A 16,209-nucleotide genomic window follows, 5' to 3' on the forward strand; every position below is an offset into this window, starting at 1 on the left:
TGGAACCCGATGGCACAATCACGGTCCCTTTCATGTGCCCTTCACCGGGCGCGCGTCGCGTCGCGGCGCCGATTCAACGCACGAGAAGGCCCCTGCTTGCCCCTATGACCCTGAACGAATCCTGGTTTGAGCCGCTCGTCGGCATCCTCATCCTGCTCGCCGCCGCCGGCGCGATCACCGCCGTCGTCCATTTCCTGCTGTTCCGCGTGGTCGCGCGGCTCGCGCGGCTTTCCGCCACGCGCGTCGACGACGCGCTGTTCGAGTTCGGCGCATTCAAGTGGCTGAACCGCATCGTCCCGTTCGTCGTGATCAAGCTCGGGCTCGGCGCGGTGCCCGGCATTCCCGATACGGCCGCGCAGGTCGCCGACAAGGTGCTGTTCGCGCTGATCGTGTTCCTCGTGACGATGACCGTGAGCGCGACGCTTTCGGCGCTCGAACACGCGCATCGCACGTACCAGCGCGACCAGCCGCGCCTGTCGCTGAAAGGCGCGATGCAGCTCGTCAAGCTCGTGATGTTCATCACGGCCGCGCTCGTCGTGATCGGCGACGCAACCGGCAAGCAGATCGGCCTGCTGCTGTCCGGCATCGGTGCGATGTCGGCGGTGCTGATGCTGATCTTCAAGGACACGCTGCTCGGCCTCGTCGCGGGCGTGCAGCTGTCGTCGAACGACATGCTGCGGATCGGCGACTGGATCACGATGCCGTCGGCCGGTGCGGACGGCACGGTCATCGACATCACGCTGAATACCGTCAAGGTCGCGAACTTCGATCACACGATCATCACGGTGCCCACGTGGAAACTGATCACCGAGAGCTACCAGAACTGGCGCGGGATGACCGAGGCAGGCGGGCGCCGCATCAAGCGCGCGCTGTTCGTCGACGCGACGAGCGTGCGTTTTCTGTCGAACGACGAGATCGAACGGCTCGAACGCCTGACGCTGCTGAAGGACTATCTCGAGGACAAGGTCGACGCGATCGAGCAATGGAACGGCACGCTCGGCGCGGCCGGCGACTGCCCGGCGAACCGCCGCCAGCTGACGAATCTCGGCACGTTTCGCGCGTATGTCGCGAACTACCTGAAGGGCCATCCGCGCATCCGCCGCGACATGACCTGCATGGCGCGGCAACTGCCGCTCACGGCCGAAGGCATTCCGCTCGAACTGTACTGCTTCACCGACACGACGACCTGGGTCGACTATGAAGCCATCCAGTCCGACCTGTTCGATCACCTGATCGCGGTGCTGCCGGAATTCGGGCTGCGCGTGTACCAGCACCCGTCGGGTTTCGACATGCGGCAGATGGCCGGCGCCGGGCAAGCCGTGCAAGCCGGGCTGCAGGCGCCGCACGCGGGATGACGCGCGACACGGCGGCCGGTCATCGGCCGCCTGCCGCCGGGCATGGCGGCGCTCACCGCGCCGCGCACTCCGACGCGAGCCGCCCGAGCACCTTCAGCGCATCCTCGATCTGCCGCGACCACGGATAGCTGTAGTTGAGCCGGATGAAATGCCGGTAATCGGTGCCGGCCGAGAACATGTGCCCGGGCCCGACCGTGATCCGCTCCGCGAGGGCCAGCGCATACAGCTTCATCGCGTCGACCTGCTTCGGCAGCTCGACCCACAGCACATACCCGCCCTGCGGCTGCGACAGCCGCGTACCCTCCGGGAAGAAGCGCCGCACCATCGCGCTCATCAGGCTCGCCTGCTGCGCATACAGCTTGCGCATGCGCCGCAGGTGAAAGTCGTAGCCGTCGTGTTTCAGGTACTCGGCGATCGCGAGCTGCTCGATCGCGGGCGTCGCGAGCGTGTTCAGGAATTTCAGCTTCTCGACCTGGTCGCGATAGCGGCCCGGCATCGCCCAGCCGATCCGGTAGCGCGGCGACAGGCTCTTCGTGAACGACGCGCAATGCAGCACGAGCCCGTCGCGGTCGAACGACTTCAGTGCGCTCGGTGTCGTGTCGCCGAAGTGCAGCTCGTGATAGACGTCGCTCTCGATCGCCGGCACGTCGTGCTTCGCCAGCAGCTCGACGAGCGCGCGCTTGCGCGCGTCGGGCATCTGGAAGCCGAGCGGATTCTGGAAATTCGGCATCACCATGCACGCGGCGATGCGCTCGCGTTCGAGGATGCGTTCGAGCGCGTCGAGATCGATGCCGTCACCCGGGTGCGTCGCGACTTCCAGCGCACGCATGCCCATCCGCTCGATCGCGTGCAGCATCGCGTAGAACGTCGGCGACTCCACCGCGATCGTGTCGCCCGGCCGCGCGACGGCCTGCAGGCACAGGTTGATCGCCTCGGTCGCGCCGATCGTCACCACGATCTCGCCGGGTTCGACCGCGATCCCGCGCTCCGCGTAACGCCGCGCGATCTGGCGGATCAGCTCCTGGTTGCCGGGCGGCAGATCGTCGATCACGCCCCAGCGGGTGCGGCGGCGGCCGATCGTCTGCGCATAACGCGCGAGACGCTGCACCGGAAACTGCGACGCATCGGGATACGGCGAGCCGAGCGGCACCGCGTCGTCGCGCGCGATCGAACGCAGCGTCGACAGCACGAGCCGGCTCACGTCCACGGCCGACGGTTCCGCAGCCGGCGCCGACATGTGCAGCTCCGCCTCGGCGGGCGCCGACGCGCGCGCACGGACGAAGTAGCCCGATTGCGGCCGGCTCTCGATCAGGCCGCGGCTTTCCAGCACGAGGTACGCGCGCAGCACGGTCGTGACGCTGAGCTGCTGCTGCCGGCTCGCCTGCCGCACCGACGGAATCCGCTCGCCCGGCCGGTATACGCCACGCTCGATCTGCGCCTGGAGATCGTCGGCCAGTTGTTCGTAACGCTTCACGCGCCTCCCTTTCAACTTCCCTTCAACAACACAGTTGCGATCCGCACTGCCTGAATGGCCGCAACTGTACTCTTTTTTGAAGCGAACAGGTGTACACACAGCCGGACGGGGCCCGCGCGTACTCTGCGGCCATCGACCCCGACACCCGTTGCATCATGAAAAAGAAATCCGCTACCGCGCGCATCGAACCGTACACCCACCCGGCCGCCGGCTGGGGTGCGCTGAAGGCCGTCACGATCAACCTGATCAAGGAAAAGGTCGCCGGCGGCAACTACCGCACGCTGCTGCGCCAGAACCAGCCGGACGGCTTCGACTGCCCGGGCTGCGCATGGCCCGACCGCCAGCACGCGTCGACGTTCGAATTCTGCGAAAACGGCGTGAAGGCCGTGGCCGCCGAAGCGACCAGCAAACGCGTGACGCCTGAATTCTTCGCCGCGCACACGGTCACCGAGCTGCTCGAACAGACGGACTTCGAACTCGAGCAGCACGGCCGGCTCACCGACCCGATGGTGTACGACGCGCAGACCGACCGCTACGTGCCGATCGCGTGGGACGACGCGTTCGAACTGATCGCGCGCCACCTGCGCGCGCTGCCCGATCCGAACCAGGCCGCGTTCTACACGTCCGGGCGCGCGAGCAACGAAGCGGCGTTCCTGTACCAGCTGCTCGTGCGGCTGTACGGCACGAACAACTTTCCCGACTGCTCGAACATGTGCCACGAGGCGACGAGCCGCGGGCTGCCGCCGTCGGTCGGCGTCGGCAAGGGCACCGTCACGCTCGACGATTTCGAGCACGCCGACACGCTGCTGATCTTCGGCCAGAACCCGGCCACCAACCACCCGCGGATGATGGGCGAGCTGCGCGAATGCGCGAAGCGCGGCGCGACGATCGTGTCGATCAACCCGCTGAAGGAGCGCGGCCTCGAACGTTTCGCCGATCCGCAAAGCCCGATCGAGATGCTGACGATGTCGGGCACGAAGATCGCATCGACGTTCATCCAGCCGACGATCGGCGGTGACTTCGCGCTGATCAAGGGGATGGCGAAGCGCGTGCTCGAACTCGACGACGCCGCGCGCGCCGCCGGTGCGCCGCGCGTGCTCGACACCGCGTTCATCGGCGAGCACACGGCCGGCTTCGACGCGTTTGCCGACGATCTTCGCAACGAACGCTGGTCCGCGCTGACCGCCGAAAGCGGCGTGCCGTACGAACAGATCGACAGCCTCGCGCAGCTCTATGCACGCAGCGAACGCGTGATCGCGACGTGGGGGATGGGCATCACGCAGCACAAGCATTCGGTCGCGACCGTGCAGATGCTGACGAACCTGATGCTGATGCGCGGCAACATCGGCCGCCCCGGCGCCGGCCTGTGCCCGGTGCGCGGCCACTCGAACGTGCAGGGCAACCGCACGGTCGGGATCGAGGAAAAGCCGTCGCAGGCGTTCCTCGACCGGCTCGGCCACGTGTTCGATTTCGAACCGCCGCGCCACCACGGCTACGACGTCGTCGAGACGATCGAAGGCATGCTCGAAGGCCACGTGAAGGTGCTGATCGGCCTCGGCGGCAACTTCGCGATGGCGACGCCCGACACGCCGCGCACGTGGGAAGGCATGCGCCGCTGCGATCTTTCCGTGCACATCACGACGAAGCTGAACCGCAGCCACCTGATCCACGGCCGCGACGCGCTGATCCTGCCGACGCTCGGCCGCACCGAGATCGACCTGCAGGACAACGTCGCGCAAGGCGTGACGGTCGAGGATTCGATGAGCATGGTCCACGTGTCGTACGGGATGAACAAGCCGGCCTCGCCGAACCTGATGTCGGAGCCCGCGATCGTCGCGCACATCGGCCATGCGCTGTTCGGCAGCGGCAAGATCGACTGGCTCGCCTACAAGGACGATTACGCGAAGATTCGCGACGCGATCGAGGCCACCCTCGACGGCTTCTACGACTACAACACGCGCATCGCGCGGCCGGGCGGCTTCCACCTGCGCGTCGCGTCGCGCGACCGCGAATGGCTCACGCCGACGGGCAAGGCGAACTTCATCGCGCACCCGCTGCCCGCCGACACGCCGATCCAGCGCGCCCGCGCGCTGCACGGCGAACGCCTGATGACGCTGATGACGACGCGCTCGCACGACCAGTACAACACGACCGTCTACGGGCTCGACGATCGTTATCGCGGCGTGTTCGGCCAGCGTCGCGTGGTGTTCGCCAACCGCGACGATCTCGCGATGCTCGGCCTGAAGGCCGGCGAATGGGTCGACATGGAAACCGTGTGGCACGACGGCATCGAGCGGCGCGCGGACGGTTTCCTGCTCGTCGAATACGACATCCCGCGCGGCTGCATCGGCGCGTACTACCCGGAAACCAACCCGCTGGTGCCGCTCGACAGCGTCGGCGACGTGTGCAACACGCCGACGTCGAAGTCGGTACCCGTGCTGCTGCATCGCGCGGCCGCGCCGGCAGCGATCGCCGCCTGACGGAGCACGGCGATGATCGTTCGTCCGCGCGAGCACTGGCTGCGGATGCTGCTCGTCTGGAACGGGTCGGTGCTGCCGACCATCCTGCCGCAACTCGTGCTGACGCTCGCGATCAGCGTCGTCGCGGTGTGGGGCGGCGGCCGCGTGCTCGGCGAGAAAGTGCCGCTGAACCCGACGCCGTTCACGCTGATCGGCCTCACGCTCGCGATCTTCGCAGGGTTTCGCAACAATGCGAGCTACGAACGCTACCGCGAGGGCCGTCAGCTGTGGGGCGGCGTGCTGACCGCCACGCGCACGCTGGTGTCGCAGGCGCTCTGCTACGGCGCGATCGACGACGACGACGCGTCACGGCAGGCGTTCGTGCGCAAGGTCGTCGCGTTCGTCTATGCGCTGAAGCATCAGCTGCGCGGCACCGATCCGGCGGCCGACCTGCGCACGCTGCTCGACGGCGCCACCTGTACGCGCATCGTCGCCGCCCGGTATGCGCCGGTCGCGATCGTTCACGAACTGCGCGAAGCATTCGCCGCGCGCGCCGACGCCGGGCGTCTCGCCGATACGCGACTGTGGATGCTCGACGCACGCCTCGACGATCTCGTCGCGATGGTGAGCGGCTGCGAGCGTATCGCGTCGACGCCGATCCCGTTCTCGTACGACGTGCTGCTGCACCGGACGATCTATGCGTACTGCGTGCTGCTGCCGTTCGGCCTCGTCGATTCGATCGGCGCGGCAACGCCGTTCGTCTCCGTGTTCGTCGCCTATACGCTGATCGCGCTCGACGCGATCGCGCATGCGATCGCCGAACCGTTCGGCGACGGGCCGAACCATCTCGCGCTCGATGCAATGACGCGGACGATCGAGCGCACGCTGCTCGAACTGAACCGCGAGCCGCTACCGGCGGAAGTGACGCCCGGCAAGGCCTATCGCCTCAGTTGACGCACGGGCCGCCGCTCGCGCCCGTCCGCCCGTCCGCCCGTCCGCCCGTCCGCCCTCCGCCTCTCAGTCCCTCAGTCCCTCAATCCCGGCGGCCGCGCAGGAAGCGGTCATGCGCGGCCGCCGTCTCCGCGATCGTCCGCAGCAGCACGACACCGCGCAGCAGCGCGCGCCCGTCGTCGCTGTCGACCTCGGTCACGCGCCGCAGCAGCACGCGGGCCGCCGCGCCGCAAGCCCGCTCCAGCCCGGCGAAATCCGCGCGCCCGACCCGCCCCCGCACCAACGCGACCGCACGGCGTGCCGCCGGCTCGCGCGCGGCCAGTTCGGCCAGCGCCAACAGGCTGTCGCCGATCGTCCAGGCCGCGAGCAAATCGCGCAGGTCGCGCTCGATGAGGGTGGCCGGCAGACGGCCCGCGAAGCCGAGCTCGCGCCCGAGACGGTCGGCCGTGCGGCTCAGCCACGCGCTCGCCTGCCACGCCCGCGGATTGCGTGCGATGCGGGCGAGGTCGCCGCGCACCGCGCTATGCAGGCGCCGCCGGCTCGCGCCGGGATCGCCGGGGAACACGAGCGCGAACACCATCGCGCCGAACGCGATGCCGAGCAGCGTGGCGAGCGCCGAATTGAGAAAGGCGGCGTCGCCGATGCGCGCCGTGTTGTCCGGCGACGTGAAATTCCAGAAGAAGATCGAGAAGCCGCTGCCGATGCCGGCCGCACGCGGATGGCGCATCGCGATGCCCGCGCCGATCGTGAACACGCCGAGGATGTACGCGAGCATCTCGAAGCCCGACACCGCCGGCAGCAGCACGAAGTTGCAAAGAGCACCCGCGACCGCCGCGCAGGCGGCGCCTTTCAGGAAGCCGACGGTGGCGCCCACCGAGTTCGGGCGCGTCGAGAACAGCGCGCAGACCACCCCCGTGATCGCGACGAACCCGGCGCCCGACGGCCACGCCGTCACGATCCAGAACACCGCGGCGACCAGCACCGCGATGAACGCGCGCATCCCGTTGTGCCACGCGAGCACCGGATCGTGGTGGAACGCATAACGCACCTGCGACGCCGGCGGATTCGGCAGATCCAGCTGCGCGTTGCCCGCAAAGGCGGCGTCGAACCCGGCAAGCAGCGCCGCCAGCCGGTCGAGCGTGAGCAGGCGCGACGGGTCCGGGCCGGACGGCTCCGCGGCCTCGGTGCGCACCGCGTCGTCCACGCGCGCCCGCAATGCGGTGAGCGCGGCGCCCGCTTCGCCCGACGCCGCCACGCCGTCGAGCACCTGCGCGGCCTCGGCGACCAGCGGGTCCGGCGTGCCGCCGCTGCGCGCCGCGTGATCGTGCAGCGCCTGCCCCGCGGCCTGCGCGGACAGCACGCCCAGCACCGCCGTGCGCAGATGGCCGATCGCGTTGCGCACCGGCGGCGCGCCGGTGGCCGCGTATTCGGCCGCCGTGTCGAGTTCGAGCGCATCCGCGAACAGCCGGTGCACGGCCGCGACGTTCGGCTCGCGGCGCAGCGCACCCGCGCCGACCGCCGCCGCGCGGTCGAGATAGCGCCTGAGACGCGTACGGACATCGTCCAGCGGCGTGCCCGGTGCGAAGACCGTATCGAACAGCGCGCCGCACAGGATGCCGACCACCACGTAGAGGAACCGCGCGACCGCGATGTCGAACGCGTGCAGCGGCGCGGATACCGCATCCATCGCGACGATCGCGGCCGTGTAGCCGGCGAGCACCGCCGCATAGGCGCGGAAATTCCGCTGGAACGTCGCGACGCCCGCGCACAGGCCGATCCAGGCAGCGAGCGCCGGCAGGAACAGCTCGGGGGTCTGCGCGAATGCACCGGTCAGCACGAGCGCGACGGTCGCGCCGATCGCGGTGCCGAGAATCCGGTACTGGCTCTTCGACAAGCCCATCCCGCGGCTGCCCTGCGCGACGATCCACACCGTCGATGCGGCCCATTTCGGGTCGTCGAGATTCATCCGGAAGGCAATGTAGAGCGCGAGCAGCGACGCGGCCGTGTTGCGCAACGCGAAGGCGACCGCACCGGGCGGCAGCGTGGGCCGTGCGTCGCGCAGCACGGTGCGGAAGGCCGCAAGCGGCGGCAGATCGGGCAAGGCGAATTTCATGCGGCGAGCATACGGGCGCGCGCCGCCGCCACTAAGACGCGTGGACGGGATGCGTTATTGCACCGGGCAGGATAATCGCCGCCGCACGGAGCGATCCGGCCGGCGAAGGTAAGATGCGCGCAGGTCGAACACGGAAGCACCCCGTATGAACTTCGAAAGCATCCGCATATTCCTGCGCGTGGTCGAGCGCGGCAACTTCACCGCCGCCGCCACGCAACTCGACATGCCGCTCAGCCGCGTGAGCCGCAAGGTCAAGCAGCTCGAGGACGATCTCGGCGTCCAGCTGCTGTACCGGACCACACGCCGCGTGTCCGTCACCGAGGCCGGACGCGACTACTACGAGCGCTGCCTGCGCGCCGAGGACATCCTCCTCGACGCGGACCGCCAGGCCCGCGCGCTGCGCATGGCGCCGGAGGGCACGCTGCGCGTGCTGGTGCCCTACTCGATCGGCCTGTTCGAACTGGAGCCGGCGCTCGCCGAATTTCGCCGGCGCTACCCGCTCGTCCAGCTCGTGCTGATCTACGACAACAACCCGCTCGATCTCGTCGAACACGGCTTCGACGTCGCGCTGCGCGCGGGCGTGCTGACCGACTCCAGCTACATCGCACGCTCGCTCGGCTGGTCGCAGGCGAAGCTCGCGGCGAGCCCCGCCTATCTCGACCGCGTCGGCCGGCCCGCCACGCCGCAGGACCTCGCGCAGCACGACCTGCTGCTCGTCGGCCGCGACGCGCCCGGCCAGACGCTGCGGCTCACCAATGCGGCCGGCGAAGTCGCCGACGTGCCGGTGCGACCGGTGCTGATCACCAACGAATCGGTGACGGTGCTGCGCCAGGCCGCGAGCGGCGGTGGCATCGCGCTGGCATCGACGCACTACACGGCCCGCCGGCTCGAACGGAACGAACTCGAAATCGTGCTGCCCGACTGGCACCGGGCCGACGACGTCGAGCTGCACGTGCTGTACCCGCGGCGCGCGACGCTCGACAGCAAGGTGCGCGCGTTCGTCGATTTCCTCGCGGAACTGTTCACCGCATGGCGAACGGCCCCGTAACCGGTACCGTTCGGCCCGGTTCGCACGCCGATTATTGCGCGGTGCGAAATCGATTAATGAGCCGGCCCGTGTTGATGGCGGCTCGCCACATCGTTAGCCTGTCGCGATGCACAACGACTCCACCGGCGACGCCAGCCGCCTGACCGCTGCCCGCAGACGCGTCACGCGCGTCCCGCCTTCCTGACCGGCAGCATCCCGCCTTCCGAAGCCCGCCACGGCTTCGTGCATCCGATCGAGCCGCACATCGCACGCGTCGGCCCCGGCTACCGGGCCGCGTCGCGCGCCGTGCGCTTTCCGTTCAGCAGCCGCGCCGCGCCTGCGTCGCGTTCGCACGCGTGCGTGCGCGGTGGCGCGTGCCCGCCGCGACGGGCCGCAGCCGTCAAGCACCTTACGCTTCTTACGCAGGAAACCCATGTCCACTCCGTCATCTCCCGCCCCGCTGTCGGGCGGCAAGCTCGCGATCGGCACGATCGCCGTATCGCTCGCGATGTTCATGAACGTGCTCGACTCGTCGATCGCGAACGTCGCCATTCCGACCATCTCGGGCGACCTCGGCGTGTCGGTCGACGAAGGCACGTGGGTCATCACGATCTTTGCGGCCGCGAACGCGGTGTCGATTCCGTTGACGGGCTGGCTCACGCAGCGCTTCGGCCAGGTACGCCTGTTCGTCACGTCGATCCTGCTGTTCGTGTTCGCGTCGTGGCTGTGCGGAATCGCGCCGAACCTGCCGACACTGCTCGCCGCGCGGATCCTGCAGGGCGCGGTCGCCGGGCCGCTCGCGCCGCTGTCGCAGGCGCTGCTGCTCGGCGCGTGGCCGCGGCAGAAATCGTCGAGCGCGCTGGCACTGTGGTCGATGACGGCGCTCGTCGGCCCGATCGCGGGGCCGTCGCTCGGCGGCTGGATCACGTACGACTACAACTGGTCGTGGATCTTCTACATCAACATCCCGGTGGGTTTCTTCGCGGCCGCCGTCACGTGGATCGTGTTCCGCGATCGCGAATCGGCCACGCGCCGCCTGCCGATCGATACGGTCGGCCTGCTGCTGCTCGTGCTGTGGGTCGCGTCGCTGCAGATCATGCTCGACAAAGGCAAGGATCTCGACTGGTTCAACTCGCCCGTCGTCGTCGCGCTCGGCATCGTCGCGCTGATCGGCTTCGCGTTCTTCCTCGTGTGGGAGCTGCACGAGGCCAACCCGATCGTCGACCTGCGGCTTTTCACGCAGCGCAATTTCGCGGGCGGCACGATCGCGATCTCGGTCGCGTACGGGATGTTCTTCGGCACGCTCGTGCTGCTGCCGCAATGGATGCAGGGCTATCTCGGCTACCGCGCGGTCGATTCGGGGCTCGCCACCGCGCCGCTCGGGGTGTTCGCGATCCTGCTCACGCCGGTCATGGGGCGCCTGCTGCCGCGCACCGACCCGCGCTACATCGCGACGCTCGCGTTCGTCGGCTTCGCGGTCGTGTTCATGATGCGCACGACCTTCTACACCGACGTGTCGCGCTGGGACCTCGTGCTGCCGACGCTGCTGCAAGGCATCCCGATGGCGATGTTCTTCGTGCCGCTGACGTCGATCATCCTGTCCGGGCTGCCGCCGGAAAAGATCCCGGCCGCCGCCGGCCTGTCGAATTTCGGCCGCACGTTCTGCGGCGCGGTCGGCACGTCGCTGATCAGCAACGCCTGGAACGACCGCACGATCCTGCACCACGCGCGGCTCACCGAACAGGCGAGCATCGACAACCCGACCTTCGCGCAACACGTCGACACGACGCGCTCGCTGCTGCACCTGAGCCCCGATTCGGCGCTCGCGCTCTTCAACACGTCGGTCGATTCGCAAGCGGCCGTGATGGGGCTGAACGACATCTTCTATGTATCGGCGATCATCTTCGTCGCGATCATTCCGCTGATCTGGATCACGAAACCGTCGCGCTCGGGCGGCGGCGATGCCGACGCGGCAGCGGCCGGCGCGCATTGATCCGCATGCGCGCCAGCCGGGCCCCGCGTCGCGCACGCCGGGCCTCGCGTCGTCACCCGCCGGCGTAATAAAGACTTGCAATCGATACAGGCGGAAACGTCAACAGCCGGTGCCCGCGCCGCGTTTTCTGGACAAGCGCTCACGATCCGGGTGCGCAACGACAGGAGAAAACACCATGCGAGCCTTGACGCGCCATCTCGCGATTGCCGCCACCCTGATGTCGGTACTGACCGGCACCGCGTTCGCCGACACGCCGTGGCAACAGGCGCATCCGCGCCGCGAAGAGGTCAACCAGCGCCTCGCAAACCAGAATCGCCGGATCCATCACGAAGTGAAGGAAGGCGAGATGTCGCACGCACAGGCCGCGCGCCTGCACCGTGACGACCGCAAGATCCGCCGGGAAGAGCGGGACATGGCTGCGCAGGACCGCAGCCACATCACGAAGAGCGAACAGCACGTGCTGAACCAGCAGGAAAATGCGGTCAGCCACCAGATCGGCCAATAAGATCGACAACACCGGCAGGTGCCCATTCGCCACCACCTGAAACGCCCGCTGCCGCCGTGCGGCAGCGGGTGCTTGTTGTGTATCGAATCGTTTCAACGCGCCAACGGCTTCAAATGCTGCGGGTATACTCCGTCGTCAGCCGCCTGCCGCATCGTCGTCCGTCAAACATGGCCCGATTCCGGGCGGTTTCGTCGCGAAGCTTCGCGTTTCGCCTACCCCGCGCCCCAGCCTCGATACGAGACCCACGACGACCCACCATGAAACGATTCCTGCTGCTCCTTCCCGCCGCCCTGCTCGCCGCCTGCGGTTCCGCGCCGTCGTCCGACTCGGCCGCCTCGTCCGGCGCGGCGCCGATGATGTACGTATCGTCGCAACGTCCGGCCTACGCGATCGCCAACTGCCTCGACAGCCGCCTGCCGGGCACCGAGCAATCGCAGCACAACGGCGTGACCGATATCGCCGTCGGCTCGAACTCGTACTTCGTCACGCTGACGCCGTCGGGCAACGGTTCGGTCGTCAAGGTCGTGCGCGGCTCGGGCAGCGAGCCGCCCGAGGAAACGATGCGCTTCGCGCTCGCACGCTGCCTGATCTGATCCGAACCCCGCCGATGCCGGGCGCCCGCCCGGCTCGCTCCGGCCCGCCGGCGCGCACGCCGAATATTTTCATCCGGGTGGCCGTCGATGAGAGAATCGCACCCACGATTCCCTTTCAACGGAGCCCGCATGAAGCACCTGCTGTCCCGGCTGTTCGTCAGCGCCGCGCTCGTCGCTCTTGTCCCGGCGCTGCCGGCGCAGGCGGCCACGCCGCCCGGCATCTTCGTCGTCGCCACGCAGCTCGGCGAATTCACGACCCTCGACCCGAGCGGGATTTACGAACTGGTGCCGTCGGAGTACGTCGCGAATACCTACGAACGGCTGGTGCGCGTCGACCTGAGGGACCCGACGCGCTTCGACGGGCAGATCGCGCAATCGTGGACGGTCGGCGCCGACGGCGTGACCTACACGTTCAAGCTGCGCCCCGGCCTCACGTTCCATTCCGGCAACCCGGTCACCGCCGACGACGTCGCGTGGTCGCTGCAGCGCACCATCCTGCTCGACAAGGGGCCGGCCGGCGTGCTCGCCGACCTCGGCCTCACGAAAGCGAACGTGGCGCAGAAGGTGCGCGCGGTCGACCCGCAGACCGTCGTGCTCGAAACCGACCGCAAGTACGCACCGAGCTTCGTGCTCAACGTGCTGAGCGCATGCCCGGCATCGGTCTTCGACAAGAAGCTGCTGCTGTCGCACCAGCAGGGCAACGATTTCGGCAGCGGCTGGCTCCGGACCAACGACGCGGGCTCGGGCCCGTACCAGCTCGTCAAGTGGACGCCCAACGAAAACATCGTGCTGCAGCGTTTCGAGAAATACCGCACGCCGTACCCGATGAAGCGCGTCGTGCTGCGCCACGTGCCCGAAGCGTCCGCGCAACGGTTGCTGCTGGAGAACGGCGACGCCGACGCCGCGCGCAACCTGAGCCCCGACAGCCTCGCCGCGCTGACGAAGGCCGGCAAGATCAAGGTCGCGTCGTGGCCGGTGTCCGCGCTGCTGTACCTGAGCCTGAACACGAAGAACCCGAACCTCGCGAAACCCGAGGTGCAGCAGGCGATGAAATGGCTGGTCGACTATGACGGCATCCAGCGCAACATCGTCAGCACGACGTACAAGGTGCATGAAACCTTCCTGCCCGAAGGCTTCCTCGGCGCGTCGAACGCCCGCCCGTACAAGCAGGACGTCGCTAAGGCGAAGGCGCTGCTCGCCAAGGCCGGCCTGCCGAACGGCTTCGACGTGACGATGGACATGCCGAACGACTATCCGTACCTCGAGATCGCGCAGGCGCTGCAGGCGAACTTCGCGCTGGGCGGCATCCGCGTGAAGCTGATTCCGGGCGATGCGAAGCAGGCGATCGGCAAGTATCGCGCGCGCCAGCACGACATCTTCGTCGGCGAATGGTCGCCCGACTACATGGACCCGAACAGCAACGCGCGCGGCTTCGCGTGGAATCCGGACAACTCCGACCAGTCGCCGACGAAGATGCTCGCGTGGCGCAACAGCTGGGACATTCCGCAACTGACGAAGGACACCGAGGCCGCGCTCGTCGAGCCGTCGCCCGCGAAGCGCGCGCAGCGTTACGAAGCGCTGCAGAAGGCCGTGCTCGCGAACTCGCCGTTCATCATCATGTTCGAGAAGGTCGTGCAGGTCGCGACGCGCCCCGGCGTGACCGGGCCGGAAATCGGGCCGATCAACGACCTCGTGTCATACCGCACGCTCGCGAAATAATGGCGCCCGCCCGCGCGCCCGGCCCTGCCGGCGCGCGGGTAATCGCCGCGGGCCGCCACGGCGGTGCTATGCCGTGCGGCGCGGGCGATCTACAATGCGCGACGCCACGGACGCCGGCCGCGACCGGCGACGATGGGGACCACCGAATCCGCTAATCCGCTTCGCCAAGGAAAACAGGATGCGCACGCTACAACAACTGCGAATGGAGTTCCTTCAGTACAAGATCGAGCCGATCGGCTGGCTCGGCGACAGCCCTTCCCGCTTCGACTTCTATACGCAAACGGCCGCCGGATGCGACACCATCCTGGAACTCGGCGTGTTCACCGGGCTGACCACGACGGCCTTCCTGCTCGCGCAGCCGAAGCGCCTCGTGTCGGTCGACATCTCCGACGAGTATTTCCAGATCCGGCCCGAACTGGAGCAGGCGGCGAAAGACCTGTCGATCGACTTCGAATTCCGGATCGCCGACGATCTCGCGATGGAGCCGCTCGCCGCCGACCTGCTGTTCATCGACACCACGCACACGTACGAGCAGACGCTCGCCGAACTGAACCGTTTCGGCCCGCTGGCGCGCAAGAAGATCGTGCTGCACGACATGACCGTGGCCGGCGTGTACCAGGCGGTGTTCCAGTGGCTGTGGGACAACAAGCAGTTTCATATTACGTATCACGACAGCCGCGGTTGCGGCGCGGTCGTCTGCGAGCGCCACGTCGGCTACTGAGCCGGGCGCGCGCAACGGGGGGCGAACATGCAATCGAGCGAACACGCGGTCTGCGTGGCGATCAACGACAACAACCGCGCGTGGTACGAGATGCTCGTGCCGTTCCTGCTGTCGCTGCGGCACACCGGCTACGACGGCCGGATTGCGGTGATCGGGTACGGGCTGTCCGAACGCAAGCGGCAGATCCTCGCGAGCCAGTCGATCGACGTGATCGACGCGTCGAGCGCGTATGCGCTGCCGGTCGGCCGCTTCATCGAGGCAGCCGAGTATTGCGCACGCAACCCGCAGATCCGCAAGCTCGCGCTGTACGACGCCGACATCTGGTTCTGCGCGCCGCCGTTCGACCTGTTCTCGCAGATCGGCGACGACCGGCTCCACGCGTGCCCCGACCCGCTGTTCTGCACGTTCGTCGTCACGCCGCTGATCGGCGAGCGGCGCGACCATCACTGGCGCCTCGTCGTCGACGAAGTCTCCGCCCGCCACGGCAGCGCGTTGCAGGCCGGGCTCGTCGCCGGGACCGCCGACGCGTGGGCACGCTACGCCGGCCACCTGCGCGACTGCACCGCCCGCATCGGCACCGATTTCCAGGAATGCTTCGGAATCGATACGACGTTCCTGCACCTGTGGAGCGCCCAGGGCGAAACAGCGCTGCTCGATCCGGTCCAGAACTTCGTCAGCAAGTACGGCATTCACGAAGCATTCGATGCAGGCACCGGCACGACGACGCTCCGGTATCACGGCGAGCCGATCCGCGCGCTGCACATGACCGGCGACATCCGCTTCCTCGACCGCTGGCGCTACTACGCGAACCACGTCGACGCCGCGCTGCGCGACGGCGTGCCGTTCGCGCTGTCGGACGGCACGCGGGCACAGTCCGACGCGGTCGCCGCGCGCATCGCGGCGACCGACTACGTGCGCTCGGCCGGGCTGACCGTTGCGGCCGCAACGATCGAGACAAGCGCGGGCGCCTACCTGCAGGCGATCGACGAACCCGGCGGCACGATGCTGATCGGCAGCGGAAACCACGAGGTCGTGTTCACCGCGACACGCGACATCGCGCGGCTGAACGTCTACGTCACGCACCCGTCCGGGTCGCCGTCGCCGCTGCTGTGCGAAGTGCTGGTCGACGGGCAGCCGCAGCGAAAAGGCACCGAGCTGACGGCGCATTTCACGTACCGGATCGCGCCCGGCACCGTCATCACGCTGCGCTCGACGAGCCTCGGCGGCCAGCAGTGCGATGCGATCTGGCGGCTGCGCGAGGCGCCGGACATGCAGCAATAGGCAGCAGGCAGCAGGCGG

The 16,209-nt window shown here is 68.2% G+C and carries 13 protein-coding genes; 10 read left to right on the forward strand and 3 right to left on the reverse strand.

Annotation, left to right across the window (positions count from 1 at the left end; all coding sequences use genetic code 11):
* The first annotated feature begins 104 nt into the window (after positions 1-104).
* The gene (locus tag FOZ70_RS18775) at positions 105-1,355 is read left to right on the forward strand and encodes a mechanosensitive ion channel family protein (RefSeq protein WP_021162634.1); all 1,251 of its coding nucleotides are present in this window, start codon (positions 105-107) and stop codon (positions 1,353-1,355) included.
* 52 nt (positions 1,356-1,407) lie between these two features.
* Here FOZ70_RS18775 and FOZ70_RS18780 read toward each other — a convergent pair whose 3' ends face one another.
* On the reverse strand, positions 1,408-2,829 hold the full coding sequence (locus FOZ70_RS18780) for a PLP-dependent aminotransferase family protein (protein WP_059650396.1): 1,422 nt from the start codon (positions 2,827-2,829) through the stop codon (positions 1,408-1,410).
* A 155-nt stretch (positions 2,830-2,984) separates the two neighbouring features.
* On the opposite strand from FOZ70_RS18780, the gene FOZ70_RS18785 reads away from it, so the two are divergent.
* Together FOZ70_RS18785 and FOZ70_RS18790 are read left to right on the forward strand one after the other, a co-directional pair.
* Complete coding sequence (locus tag FOZ70_RS18785; protein ID WP_219706426.1) at positions 2,985-5,309, forward strand: FdhF/YdeP family oxidoreductase; 2,325 nt, start codon at positions 2,985-2,987, stop codon at positions 5,307-5,309.
* 12 nt (positions 5,310-5,321) lie between these two features.
* Positions 5,322-6,242 (forward strand): bestrophin family ion channel, encoded by a 921-nt coding sequence (locus tag FOZ70_RS18790; RefSeq protein ID WP_219706427.1) that lies wholly within the window; start codon positions 5,322-5,324, stop codon positions 6,240-6,242.
* A gap of 79 nt (positions 6,243-6,321) precedes the next feature.
* Here FOZ70_RS18790 and FOZ70_RS18795 read toward each other — a convergent pair whose 3' ends face one another.
* On the reverse strand, positions 6,322-8,352 hold the full coding sequence (locus FOZ70_RS18795; protein ID WP_219706429.1) for an FUSC family protein: 2,031 nt from the start codon (positions 8,350-8,352) through the stop codon (positions 6,322-6,324).
* 145 nt (positions 8,353-8,497) lie between these two features.
* Here FOZ70_RS18795 and FOZ70_RS18800 point away from each other — a divergent pair, with 145 nt between their 5' ends.
* A complete protein-coding gene (locus FOZ70_RS18800) occupies positions 8,498-9,400 on the forward strand; it encodes a LysR family transcriptional regulator (RefSeq protein ID WP_021161341.1) in 903 nt (300 codons plus the stop codon).
* Positions 9,401-9,493: 93 nt separating this feature from the next.
* On the opposite strand, the gene FOZ70_RS18805 is transcribed toward FOZ70_RS18800, so the two are convergent.
* Positions 9,494-9,814: a hypothetical protein gene (locus tag FOZ70_RS18805; protein WP_124466778.1), complete on the reverse strand. Its 321-nt coding sequence runs from the start codon at positions 9,812-9,814 to the stop codon at positions 9,494-9,496.
* On the opposite strand from FOZ70_RS18805, the gene FOZ70_RS18810 reads away from it, so the two are divergent.
* From FOZ70_RS18810 to FOZ70_RS18835, 6 genes are all read left to right on the forward strand, one after another.
* Positions 9,813-11,372: a DHA2 family efflux MFS transporter permease subunit gene (locus tag FOZ70_RS18810; RefSeq protein ID WP_021161342.1), complete on the forward strand. Its 1,560-nt coding sequence runs from the start codon at positions 9,813-9,815 to the stop codon at positions 11,370-11,372. The two genes, FOZ70_RS18805 and FOZ70_RS18810, sit on opposite strands and share 2 nt — an antisense overlap.
* Before the next feature lie 175 nt (positions 11,373-11,547).
* Complete coding sequence (locus FOZ70_RS18815) at positions 11,548-11,877, forward strand: hypothetical protein (protein WP_021161343.1); 330 nt, start codon at positions 11,548-11,550, stop codon at positions 11,875-11,877.
* Between the two features lie 257 nt (positions 11,878-12,134).
* Complete coding sequence (locus tag FOZ70_RS18820) at positions 12,135-12,470, forward strand: hypothetical protein (RefSeq protein ID WP_021161344.1); 336 nt, start codon at positions 12,135-12,137, stop codon at positions 12,468-12,470.
* Between the two features lie 129 nt (positions 12,471-12,599).
* Positions 12,600-14,189: an ABC transporter substrate-binding protein gene (locus tag FOZ70_RS18825; protein ID WP_219706431.1), complete on the forward strand. Its 1,590-nt coding sequence runs from the start codon at positions 12,600-12,602 to the stop codon at positions 14,187-14,189.
* 178 nt (positions 14,190-14,367) lie between these two features.
* Positions 14,368-14,910 carry a class I SAM-dependent methyltransferase gene (locus FOZ70_RS18830; RefSeq protein WP_021161346.1) on the forward strand — a complete coding sequence of 181 codons (543 nt, stop codon included), beginning with the start codon at positions 14,368-14,370 and terminating at the stop codon, positions 14,908-14,910.
* A 27-nt stretch (positions 14,911-14,937) separates the two neighbouring features.
* Positions 14,938-16,191, forward strand: coding sequence for a hypothetical protein (locus FOZ70_RS18835; protein WP_219706433.1), 1,254 nt, complete (start codon positions 14,938-14,940; stop codon positions 16,189-16,191).
* The last annotated feature ends 18 nt before the right edge of the window (positions 16,192-16,209 follow it).

The sequence above is a fragment of the Burkholderia sp. COPS genome, from assembly GCF_019425585.1.
Taxonomy (GTDB): domain Bacteria; phylum Pseudomonadota; class Gammaproteobacteria; order Burkholderiales; family Burkholderiaceae; genus Burkholderia; species Burkholderia cepacia.

What these genes read in the sequence shown, in the direction of transcription:
- FOZ70_RS18775 (WP_021162634.1), top strand. Translation starts at nt 105, where the DNA reads ATGACCCTGAACGAATCCTGGTTTGAGCCGCTCGTCGGCATCCTCATC.
- FOZ70_RS18785 (WP_219706426.1), top strand. Translation starts at nt 2,985, where the DNA reads ATGAAAAAGAAATCCGCTACCGCGCGCATCGAACCGTACACCCACCCG.
- FOZ70_RS18790 (WP_219706427.1), top strand. Translation starts at nt 5,322, where the DNA reads ATGATCGTTCGTCCGCGCGAGCACTGGCTGCGGATGCTGCTCGTCTGG.
- FOZ70_RS18795 (WP_219706429.1), bottom strand. Translation starts at nt 8,352, where the DNA reads ATGAAATTCGCCTTGCCCGATCTGCCGCCGCTTGCGGCCTTCCGCACC.
- FOZ70_RS18800 (WP_021161341.1), top strand. Translation starts at nt 8,498, where the DNA reads ATGAACTTCGAAAGCATCCGCATATTCCTGCGCGTGGTCGAGCGCGGC.
- FOZ70_RS18810 (WP_021161342.1), top strand. Translation starts at nt 9,813, where the DNA reads ATGTCCACTCCGTCATCTCCCGCCCCGCTGTCGGGCGGCAAGCTCGCG.
- FOZ70_RS18805 (WP_124466778.1), bottom strand. Translation starts at nt 9,814, where the DNA reads ATGGGTTTCCTGCGTAAGAAGCGTAAGGTGCTTGACGGCTGCGGCCCG.
- FOZ70_RS18815 (WP_021161343.1), top strand. Translation starts at nt 11,548, where the DNA reads ATGCGAGCCTTGACGCGCCATCTCGCGATTGCCGCCACCCTGATGTCG.
- FOZ70_RS18820 (WP_021161344.1), top strand. Translation starts at nt 12,135, where the DNA reads ATGAAACGATTCCTGCTGCTCCTTCCCGCCGCCCTGCTCGCCGCCTGC.
- FOZ70_RS18825 (WP_219706431.1), top strand. Translation starts at nt 12,600, where the DNA reads ATGAAGCACCTGCTGTCCCGGCTGTTCGTCAGCGCCGCGCTCGTCGCT.
- FOZ70_RS18830 (WP_021161346.1), top strand. Translation starts at nt 14,368, where the DNA reads ATGCGCACGCTACAACAACTGCGAATGGAGTTCCTTCAGTACAAGATC.
- FOZ70_RS18835 (WP_219706433.1), top strand. Translation starts at nt 14,938, where the DNA reads ATGCAATCGAGCGAACACGCGGTCTGCGTGGCGATCAACGACAACAAC.